This is a genomic window from Paenibacillus tianmuensis (genome assembly GCF_900100345.1).
In the GTDB taxonomy this organism is placed as follows: Bacteria; Bacillota; Bacilli; order Paenibacillales; family NBRC-103111; genus Paenibacillus_G; species Paenibacillus_G tianmuensis.
Map to the genome: position 1 here is coordinate 40,068 of NZ_FMTT01000048.1, position 10,023 is coordinate 50,090.

Here is a 10,023-nt window from a genome sequence, read left to right on the forward strand (position 1 = left end):
TCCTGCTTATCCGTGATAACCAGAATCCCTATGTTGGTATAGGTTGCTTATTCAATTTTCGAAAAACACACTCCAATCAAGCTGTCGTTAGGGTACGCGAACGAGTAACAGGTCTTATCGGATTCCCGCATGCCCTTGGTATAGCCTTCATTCGGTGCGCGTACAGTACGGATTTCAGGTAAGCGCGGCGGGGCATGCTTCGCTTCCTTACTTTAATGGACTATCCCCTTTCCCTTGTTTATTTTTATATCAATTCCAATCCGGCACTGCCAAATTCTTTAAACCAAATCCGGATTGAAAGATATAAACGATACAAACGAGAGAAACTTCGGTGTGAATCAGGGTGATATCTGTAGGCTTAATCAGGTGAATCATTTATCTTGCTTACTGTTAGGATAGCCTATTATTGAATTATTGTAAATATTCAGAATAGTTAGTTATTCATTATTAATCCTAATATTTCTCGCGAATTCGTCATTTTTCTTCTTTATTCTTAGAATTTCTACTAGGTGCAATGCTAGATTACAATTGAACTTCCTCACTTTGCAATAAAAATGATCGTAAGTTGATCCCATCTTGGACACCCTTCATATAAAGCCACTCCTTCTGAATGGATAGGAGTTGGGTGTTTAGGTCAATAAGCGAAAGAACGGAACTATTTGTCCCAGATAAAGTTAAGAGATCCTTCTCTAATTTATGCAGTTGCTCTTTCAATACGGTGACCTCATTGATTTTTTCCGATTGAGCGGATAACTCATCGAATCAGGAGAAATGGCTTTCCGCCCAAAGCTTTATAAGCTACGGTCTGGAACTGCCGATGATCAGGCGAATAGCCTGCGCATGTCATTCCGAATGTACAGTTGATTTTGCAAGCGGTTGAGAGCGGCGCGGGATTTGGCATCATTCCGACGTACATTTGGAGCATGCGTTGGACGACACGAAGGCGAAGGTCATTTTTGAAGAGCTGAGCGCGGGCAATGAATTTTTCGTGGCGTACAAACTGAAGCAAAAGCATCTATCCCCTATTTACGAAATCATGAAACTGCTGCATGAGGTGGATCTATAAAAATATTTATGAATATATCATTATTTCATAATTTGTTTTATTCCATTGGCGGCATTATACTAGCCGCGTAGCAAACAAATCAAAGTGCCGCAGAGGAAGCAAGGAGGAAATAAAGATATGTTGAAAAAGAAAGCTTTAGTCGTCGGCGCCACCGGAATTATTGGCAGCTATATTTTGGATCACTTAAGTTTATTGGACGACTGGGAAGCTATTGGCGTAGCCCGAACGATCCCGGATAAACACCCGGAACGGTATGTCAGCCTGAATTTGTTGGATGCTGGCCAGGTCAAGGAAACGTTAGGCCGTATCCGGGGAATTACCCATATTTTTTTCGCCGCTTATCAGGATTTCCCCATCCATTCCAAAGAGCAGGTTGAAGTAAACACCGGTATGCTCGCTAATGCCGTAAAAGGCGTTGAAGCAACGTCAAGCTCCTTGGAGCGCGTCGTTCTGATGCAGGGAGCCAAGGTATACGGAGCGCATCTGGGCAAGTTCAAAACGCCCGCGAAGGAAACCGATCCGCGCCATTTGCCGCCTAATTTCTATTACAGCCAGGAAGACTTTCTGCGGAGCCACCAACAGGGGAAAAGCTGGTCGTGGACCATACTGCGTCCGGACCTCGTTGCCGGGGTTTCGATCGGCAATCCGATGAGCATCGCCATGGTTATTGCCGTATATGCCTCCATTTCCAAGGAGTTGGGGCTTCCGCTTCGCTTCCCCGGCAAGGAAGGCGCCTACCGCGCATTGGTTCAGCTTACGGACGCATCTTTACTTGCGCGTGCTTCGGCGTGGGCTGCCACTCAGGAGCATACGGCATTTGAAGTGTTCAATATAACAAACGGGGATTTGTTCCGCTGGGAAAATCTATGGCCTAAAATAGCCGGGTATTTCAATTTGGAAGCAGGTCCGGTCCAACCGATCCCGCTATCGGAGCTAATGCCGCTGCAAAAAGAAACGTGGACGGCGATGATCGAGAAATATGGTTTGCTCCCTGTCCCCTATGAAAAAGTCGCGGCCTGGCCTTTCGGTGATTTTATATTCGGAGCCGAATACGATGTGATCACCGACACAACGAAAATCAAGCAATTCGGTTTTCATGAAGTTTTGAATACCGAGGAGGAACTATTTACCTTGCTGGACGAATTAAAAAAACAGAGGCTTATTCCCTAAGCCTCTGTTACAGCATTTACAGCCGCGGTCGAGCCCCGCACGACAGTCTCAAGCATCAGCACGGCCCGCTGCTTCGCCGATTTCTTGCCCTTGATCTCCTGGACGAGCAAATCCATCGCCTGCCGCCTGATCTCCTGGATCGGCTGCCCTTCGTCGTCAGCGACGGGGCGATAATCGTCACCAATATCGTATTGTCGAAGCCTGCGACCGACAACTGCTGCGGCAGCAGCATTCCCCGCTCCCGTGCCGCCTGTATCGCGCCGATAGCGAGCAGATCGTTGCAGGCGAATATGGCGCTCGGAGGCGCCTTCATATCAAGCAGCTTACCGGCCGCCGCTTTGCCTTCGTCTACTGTAAAGCCTCCGAGCTTCACCAATTGGTCGTCGGGTTGTATGCCCGCTGCCAGCATCGCCTGATGGCAGCCGCGAATGCGCTCCCGATTGCTCATCGTTCTGGTGTCCTCGACTAATATAGCGATGCATTCGTTCTTTAATGTCCCTTATTTGCCATGTTTCAGGTTCACACATGTCGAACATACTTGGTTCTTCTAAAAGCTTTTGGGGTGCTCTCCAGTCGCCAGTACCCTCATGAAAAAGGAACATTTTCTTAGAAATAGCTTCAAAGACTAGCGGCTCAATAAAAGACTTGAATTTGTCAGCGGAGTTGTATAAGAATCCAGTTATCTACACTTTTTGAATAAGAGGTGTGGGCAATGGAAATAACGAGATTTTAAAAAGCATAGGCACACGGATTCGTGATTGCGCAAAGAAAGAGGAATGTCCCAAGAATCGCTTGGAGAAAAAGGTGGATTCCATTATTCCTATATAGTCAGATTGAAAGAGGGGAGAAGAATGTCACCATATTGAATCTGGTCAACATTGCAGCGGCGCTGGAGGTTAGCGTGGCGCAGCTTTTTTCGATGAAGAGGAGAAGTACACGGATTCCGAATCGGATCTGGTCGAAATCGTTAGAACGCTAAGGAAAAAGAAGTGGCAGCAAGTGTGTATGGCTCGTAATGTAGTGAGGGAAATGTTTAAAGAGCAGGAATGAGTAGAGAAAATTTATAATAAACCTTACTGCAAAATAGCTTAGTCCAGCCGCAGAGCGGAAACAGGGCTAGGCTTATTTTGGATTGCCTCTATTCCTGTGAAGTTTGCCGCAAGAAAATTAGTTTCATAAAAAATTCCCGGTGGCAAGACACTCGTAATATGGTATGGTATGAGAATAAAAAGCGAATGTATGTTTCCTATAAAAAAGAAGTCGAATGATGCTTCCTGGCAATTTCAATTCAAAAGAAAGAGGTGGATTCCTTTGTCGTTTGTCGGGCGTCTTGCCTGGTTTTTTCGCGACCGCTGGGGACGATATGCGCTGGCTGTCGTGCTGATGACTGCGGTTAGCGTGCTGAATATTTTGCCGCCGCGGATGATCGGGAGCGTCATTGACCACATCCGTACCGGTTCCCTGACCGCCGAAGGACTGCGGCAGAGCGTGCTGCTGCTCATCGGTCTGGCTGTGCTGCTATATATCATGGTCTACGTATGGATTACGACGCTGTTCGGCAATTCGCTGCTGCTGGAAAAGCTGCTTCGCAGCCGGTTAACCGCTCATTTGACCCGGATGTCGCCGTCGTTTTTCCAGCGTAACACTACCGGGGAACTGATGGCTCTAGCGACCAACGACGTGCCTGCGATCGGCCAGACGGCCGGTTACGGCGTCATGACGCTTGTGAATACGATTGTCGGCACGACAGTCGTGCTCGTGACGATGATTTCGTTCATCAGCTGGAAGCTGATGCTGGCGGCGCTACTGCCGCTGCCGCTGCTCACGGTGCTGATCAGCATCTTCGGCAAGCAGACGCGAAAGCGGTTCATTGCCGCGCAGACGGCGTTCGGACGGATGAACGACCAGGCGCTGGAGTCGATTTCCGGCATGCGCGTGATCCGCTCGTATGTGCAGGAGGAGCACGATCTGGCTGCGTTTGATCGGATTACCCGGGACGTGATGGATAAGAACATCCGCGTGGCCGCCATCAATGCTTTGTTCCATCCCGCCATCTCGCTGATCGTCGGCTTGAGCTACGTTATCGGCATCGGGTACGGGGCGTATCTGGTGTTCCACAATGACATTACGCTCGGGCAGCTCATATCGTTCAACATTTACCTCGGCATGCTAATCTGGCCGATGATTGCCTTCGGCGAGTTCATCAATGTGCTGCAGCGTGGGACGGCTTCCGTCGACCGCTTGACGCGCAGCTTCGAGCAGCAACCCGACGTGCAAAATCCCGCCCATCCGATAGAGGTCGGCCGTCCGGAATCGATCGAGCTGCGCGACCTTACGTTCCGCTACCCGGGAGCGGCTCAGGATAGTTTGACCGGCGTTTCCTTACGGCTGGAGCGCGGGCAGACGCTCGGCATCGTAGGGCGGACCGGCAGCGGCAAAAGCACCCTGCTGAAGCAACTGCTGCGCTTCTACCCGGCTCCTGCCGGCAGCGTGCGCCTCTCGGATGTGCCGATCGAGGATCTGGCGATTGAGCGCGTGCGCGGCTGGATCGGTTACGTGTCGCAGGAGCATCTGCTGTTGTCCAAGTCCGTGCGCGATAACATTGCGCTGGGGCGCCCAGACGCTTCGCCGGAGGAGATCGGGCGGGCCATTGAGATGGCTTCGTTTACGCAGGATGTGGAGCAGTTGCCCGAAGGGCTGCAAACGATTGTAGGCGAGAACGGCGTCATGCTGTCCGGCGGGCAAAAGCAGCGGGTAAGCATTGCGCGCGCTTTGCTGACCGACCCGGAAATTCTCATTCTCGACGATTCGCTGTCCGCCGTGGATGCCCGCACCGAAAGCGCCATTCTCGGGCACATCCGTGCGGAACGTGCCGGGAAGACGACGCTGATCGCCACACACCGGCTATCCGCCGTCATGCATGCCGACTGGATCGTCGTGCTGGAAGATGAGCGCATCGCGGAGGAAGGCACGCACGAGCAGCTGCTGCTGCGCGGCGGCTGGTACAAGGAGCAGTTCGAGCGTCAGCAGCTTGAAGCAAGCTTGCTGGATGCTTCATCATAGGGCCGCGATTCCAGGCCAATCGGGAAGGACGTGAGTCATATCGCCATAGAAACGAACGAATCATCAGGCAAACCCATTTTGCGCAGGCTCCTCGGCTACGCGCTGCTGTTTAAATACCGCGTCGCGGCGGCGCTGTTGGTGCTATGCTGTGCGGTCGGCGCGGAGCTGGCCGGACCGCTTATCGCCAAAACGATCATCGACCGTCACATCGGCGCCATCGGGCTGCCGTGGGTTGAAGTCGCCCCCGGTCTTAATCTGCCGAAGGATGGGGTAAAGCAGGTGCACGTAGACGGGGAATTCTACATTCGTCAGGATTGGAAGGAGGAGGCGGAACGCCGCGGCGTCGTCTTTAACCGGTCCGTGATGAAGGACGTGCGGATTTTGCAGCTGGAGGGCGGCTTGTACTTGGTGCGCCAACCGATTGCATTGGAAGGGCAATGGTCGCTCGTCGGCCCGGCGAAGGACGGGGAAGCGGCCGAGGTGAAGCGCACGGTGCCCGGAGGCGGCAGTGAGGTGTACCCGGCGCGCAAGCTGTCTGCGGCGGAGACGGCACAGTTTTACAGGCATGACGTCGGTCCGGTCGCTCGCTGGCTGGGGCTGTTCGTCGGTCTGCTTGCACTTGGAAGCATTCTTCATTACGTGCAGGGCATAACACTACAGACGACGGCGCTGCGCATCATCCAGCGGATGCGGATGGATCTGATGCGCCACATTCAGCGGATGCCGATTCGCTATTTCGATAATACGCCGATCGGGCAGGTCGTATCGCGGATTGCGAACGATACGGAAGCGATCCGCGATCTGTTCATGAGCTTTATGGCGACATTCGTGGTAAGCACGATCAACATCGTGGGCATCTATATCGTTTTATTTTTGCTTGATGTCAAGCTGGCGCTCGTCACGCTGCTGCTGCTTCCGTTGTTTGCCGTTGTCATGTTCATTCATTTGAAATATTCGCAAAAGTACGTCGCCATCATGCGGGCCCGGCTGAGCGATATGAACGCGATGATCAGCGAATCGATCGCGGTCATGCCGATTCTGCAAGCGTTCCGGCAGGAAAAGAACCGCCTGCGGGAGTTCGATGCGCTCAACGAGGACCGCTACCGGAACCATATCAAGCAGAACCGCGTATTTTCGCTGTCCTCGCGTAATTTTACGGGACTTATCGGGGCCTTTTTTACTGCCGGTGCCATCTGGTATTTCGGAGGCCAATCGCTTCAGACCTCGATCTCGTTCGGTGTGTTCTACGCGTTTATCGATTATACGGGGCGGATTTTCCAGCCGATCATCGGCATATTCGACCAAATGCTCAATGCGCAGCGGGCCGTCGTGTCTGCGGAGAAAGTGTTTCACCTGCTGGACATCGACGGCACCGAAGTAGCTTCGTCGGATGAAGTGCTGCGGCCGGAAGGCCATGTTGTCTTCGACAATGTCACTTTTGCTTACAAAACCGGAGAGCCTGTCCTCCGCGGCATTTCGTTCGAGGCGCGAAAAGGCGAGACCATAGCGCTTGTCGGGCATACCGGCTCGGGCAAAAGCTCGATCATGAACCTGCTGCTCGGCTTCTACGAGCCGACGGAAGGGGAAATCCGCGTCGACGGAGCGGAAATCCGTACGCTCTCGAAGCAGGCGCTGCGCAAGCATATGGGTATCGTGCTGCAAGACCCGTTCTTGTTCGCAGGCGACATCAAGTTCAATGTGAGCCTGTACAATCAACGGATAGGACCGGAGCAGGTTCGCCAGGCGCTTAAGGATGTCGGTGCGGCTTCCTTCGTCGAGCAACTGCCCGGCGGCGTAGACGAGCCGGTGGTCGAGCGGGGCAGCACGCTGTCCGCCGGACAGCGGCAGCTTATCTCCTTTGCGCGGGCGCTCGCCTTCGATCCGGCCATTCTCATTCTCGATGAAGCGACGGCTAGCATCGACAGCGAGACGGAGGGACTGATTCAAGAGGCGCTGCGGGTCGTCAGCGAAGGCCGGACGACGTTCGTGATCGCCCACCGGCTGTCCACGATCCGCGAAGCGGATCAAATTCTCGTGCTCCATCGCGGCGAGATCGTCGAGAGAGGCAATCACGAGCAATTGATGCAGCTGCAAGGTCGGTACTACCGCATGTACCAGCTCCAATCGGGCAGTGCGGCTCAGACGATAGCTTGATGGGCAACCGCAACAAGGGGATTCGATTGCGCTACAAGCTGCGCTTTGAATCCTTTTTTGCTTTTTTCAGACATGTAATCCAAATGATATGTGGGTGTATATAATTGCAGGTCATTTGTTACCCGCCATCTGTCCAAACAATCTTTCCACTACCGAATACACTAAATCATGGGTAATCGGGAGGGATCAGGCCGATACTCAATACTATTTAAGGAGTGTTGACTAATGAGCAGCGTTAGAGGGTTTACTTCCACAGGTGTTATTTTGGTTCTTTTCATTCTGCTTGTTATCGTCGCTTGCAGTATCTGTTTTATTTAATTTAAGCGAACCAATGCAGAAGGGCCGCCGACAGGCGGCTCCTTTTGTATGTTCGGCTACTTCGTAAAAAGAGCGATCAATCCCTTGGTTTTAATTTATGCTAACTTAAAAGCACGAATTCCTGTCCCCTTGCTTACTCCGCCGCTTCCTCTTCATCCCGGCTCTGAATCACGAGCAGCAGGCCGTCCCGGATGCGGATGTGTCCGGCTTCGCCAAGCAGTACGTTGCTGATGCCGAGCGATTGCCCGATCGTCAGCGTCGCCTCATTCAGCGGATACTGGAACCCTTCGAGCGTAATTCCCGTGACCTCGATGCTGAGCGGGAGCAGCGACACATGGGTGAACCGGCTCCGGCTGACCGTTAGCGGCTCGCTGCTGTCCATCAGCATCAGCTCGTTGCAGGCGTCGGCGATACGGCAGCGGATGCCCGCGGCCAAAGCCTTGCGCAGCAGATGGACGTTCGCGAGCGAATGGTCCCATCGGGTACCAAGCACGCCCAGCAGCACGATTTCCTCGGCGTTTTGTTCGAACGCCCAAGTGAAGGCCATCTCCGTGTCGGTCAAGTCTTTCCACACCGGATCGCAGGCGACGAACTCGCGGCTGCCCCGGCGTATTTCCTCAAGCTCCACCGAGCTGACGGAGTCGAAATCCCCGAGGGCCATATCCGGCCGGTATCCGTGCCGCACCAGAAAGAGCGCCCCGCGGTCCGCCCCGACCAGCACATCGCCTGTGCGGATTTCCCGCAAAGCCCAGCCCCCTAGCCGGCCCCCCGAGAAAATAAGAACCCGTTTTCGTTCCATCCGTCCGCTGCCTCCTACCAAACTTAGTGGAATTCATTATACCATGATTGAGATCAAGAGAATATGCAGGTGAAATTGAGATGAAGGGGGCGAATAAGGTATAGTTTTGATAAAAGAGCAGCTGAGGCTGGAGAAAAGGGAGAGGACGGCACGTGATCATTCGTCGGCGGTATGAAAATTTGGACGGCAGCCAAAATCGCAAAAAGCTGGCCCATCTGCACCGATGGCGAAAAGAGCGCAAAGCGAAAATCAAAGACTTGTCCTACCGCGTGCCGCAGGCCGAAGCGCGGCAGCTCGATTACTTGCGTAGCAACCGGACGCAGCCGACCGCTACTTGGATCGGGCACTCGACGTTTTTGCTGCAGATGGAGGGCCAAAATCTGATTACCGACCCGGTATGGGCGACCCGGATGGGGTTGGAGAAGCGCCTTGCGCCACCTGGTTTACGATTGGAGGAGCTCCCGCTGATCGACGCGGTGCTGTTGTCACATAGTCATTATGACCATATGCACCTGCCGACGCTGCGGCAGCTTGCCCGGGCCAACGCCCGAATGCAGCTTTTTGTCCCGGCCGGGCTGGGGGCCAAGCTGCGCTCCTGCGGGTTCGCGCACGTAACCGAGGCCAACTGGTGGGAAGAGCTTCGGCTAGGCTCACTGGAGCTGCATTTTGTTCCGGCGCAGCATTGGACACGCCGCACGCTGTTCGATATGAATACGTCACATTGGGGCGGCTGGATCGTTCGGCCGACGAACCACGGCGGGGAGCGGCTCGCGATCTATTTTGCCGGGGATAGCGGGTATTTCCCGGGCTTTAAGCTGATCGGTGATCGCTTTCCGATTAAGTGGGCGTTGATGCCGATCGGCGCCTACGAGCCGGAATGGTTTATGTCCCAGCAGCACGTGAGCCCCGAACAGGCAGTTCAGGCGTTCCTCGACTGTGGGGCCGAGCTGTTCGTGCCGATGCATTACGGCGCGTTCCGGCTCGCGGACGACACGCCGCGCGAGGCGCTCGACCGTCTGTTCGCGGAATGGGCGCGGCGGCAGCTTGAGCCGGAGCGGCTGCGGGTGCTGCTTTTCGGGGAGACGCTGCGGTAATAGCCTGGCGGGGCGCAAGATAGTCTGCACAAAACAGAAATGGCCTGCGTGCGCTAACTATATAAGTTGAACTAATGAATTCATTAGAATTAGAACCTAACACAAAGCCGATCTATGATCGACCACCGAGATTTCATGATTTCGTCCATAAACTGCTGAACATTGTTACGGATTTCGGCCACCGTGTGATAGAACACATTGTTAATTACATCGGATTTCAGCCATTTCCATAACCCTTCAACAAGATTCAATTTCGGACTGTAAGGCGGCAGGAAAACCAGTTCGAGTCGGCCTTTCATCTCTTCCAAAAACGGCTGCAATAACTTGGCATGATGAATGCGAGCGTTATCCAACACGAT

Annotated in this window: 10 protein-coding genes; 7 read left to right on the plus strand and 3 right to left on the minus strand. The window is 53.5% G+C overall.

Going from position 1 to position 10,023, the window contains the following annotated elements; genetic code table 11:
* Positions 1-916 precede the first annotated feature (916 nt).
* Complete coding sequence (locus tag BLO51_RS29415; RefSeq protein WP_217266776.1) at positions 917-1,066, plus strand: hypothetical protein; 150 nt, start codon at positions 917-919, stop codon at positions 1,064-1,066.
* A gap of 117 nt (positions 1,067-1,183) precedes the next feature.
* Positions 1,184-2,236, plus strand: a complete 1,053-nt coding sequence (locus BLO51_RS23635; RefSeq protein WP_090675760.1) for an SDR family oxidoreductase — start codon at positions 1,184-1,186, stop codon at positions 2,234-2,236.
* Between the two features lie 55 nt (positions 2,237-2,291).
* Here the strand turns inward: BLO51_RS23635 and BLO51_RS23640 are convergent, their stop codons facing one another.
* On the minus strand, positions 2,292-2,714 hold the full coding sequence (locus tag BLO51_RS23640) for a substrate-binding domain-containing protein (RefSeq protein WP_342672460.1): 423 nt from the start codon (positions 2,712-2,714) through the stop codon (positions 2,292-2,294).
* A gap of 298 nt (positions 2,715-3,012) precedes the next feature.
* Here BLO51_RS23640 and BLO51_RS31070 point away from each other — a divergent pair, with 298 nt between their 5' ends.
* The 4 genes from BLO51_RS31070 to BLO51_RS30540 all read left to right on the plus strand — a co-directional run bounded on the left by BLO51_RS31070 (position 3,013) and on the right by BLO51_RS30540 (position 7,771).
* Positions 3,013-3,102, plus strand: coding sequence for a hypothetical protein (locus BLO51_RS31070; protein WP_342672461.1), 90 nt, complete (start codon positions 3,013-3,015; stop codon positions 3,100-3,102).
* Between the two features lie 445 nt (positions 3,103-3,547).
* Positions 3,548-5,299, plus strand: a complete 1,752-nt coding sequence (locus BLO51_RS23650) for an ABC transporter ATP-binding protein (RefSeq protein ID WP_090675764.1) — start codon at positions 3,548-3,550, stop codon at positions 5,297-5,299.
* 30 nt (positions 5,300-5,329) lie between these two features.
* Positions 5,330-7,453, plus strand: coding sequence for an ABC transporter ATP-binding protein (locus tag BLO51_RS23655; RefSeq protein WP_425415830.1), 2,124 nt, complete (start codon positions 5,330-5,332; stop codon positions 7,451-7,453).
* A 225-nt stretch (positions 7,454-7,678) separates the two neighbouring features.
* Complete coding sequence (locus BLO51_RS30540) at positions 7,679-7,771, plus strand: dihydroorotate dehydrogenase (protein ID WP_143006957.1); 93 nt, start codon at positions 7,679-7,681, stop codon at positions 7,769-7,771.
* Positions 7,772-7,904: 133 nt separating this feature from the next.
* Here BLO51_RS30540 and BLO51_RS23660 read toward each other — a convergent pair whose 3' ends face one another.
* The gene (locus BLO51_RS23660; protein WP_090675765.1) at positions 7,905-8,570 is read right to left on the minus strand and encodes a thiamine diphosphokinase; all 666 of its coding nucleotides are present in this window, start codon (positions 8,568-8,570) and stop codon (positions 7,905-7,907) included.
* A 152-nt stretch (positions 8,571-8,722) separates the two neighbouring features.
* Between BLO51_RS23660 and BLO51_RS23665 the strand changes: the two genes are divergently transcribed.
* A complete protein-coding gene (locus BLO51_RS23665) occupies positions 8,723-9,664 on the plus strand; it encodes an MBL fold metallo-hydrolase (RefSeq protein ID WP_090675767.1) in 942 nt (313 codons plus the stop codon).
* An 89-nt stretch (positions 9,665-9,753) separates the two neighbouring features.
* Here the strand turns inward: BLO51_RS23665 and BLO51_RS23670 are convergent.
* The coding region (locus tag BLO51_RS23670; protein ID WP_174551311.1) for a transposase at positions 9,754-10,023 on the minus strand (270 nt) is incomplete at its 5' end.

Bases quoted from the DNA above. Each gene is read 5' to 3' on its own strand.
- BLO51_RS23635 (WP_090675760.1), top strand. From the start codon at position 1,184: ATGTTGAAAAAGAAAGCTTTAGTCGTCGGCGCCACCGGAATTATTGGC.
- BLO51_RS31070 (WP_342672461.1), top strand. From the start codon at position 3,013: ATGTCCCAAGAATCGCTTGGAGAAAAAGGTGGATTCCATTATTCCTAT.
- BLO51_RS30540 (WP_143006957.1), top strand. From the start codon at position 7,679: ATGAGCAGCGTTAGAGGGTTTACTTCCACAGGTGTTATTTTGGTTCTT.
- BLO51_RS23660 (WP_090675765.1), bottom strand. From the start codon at position 8,570: ATGGAACGAAAACGGGTTCTTATTTTCTCGGGGGGCCGGCTAGGGGGC.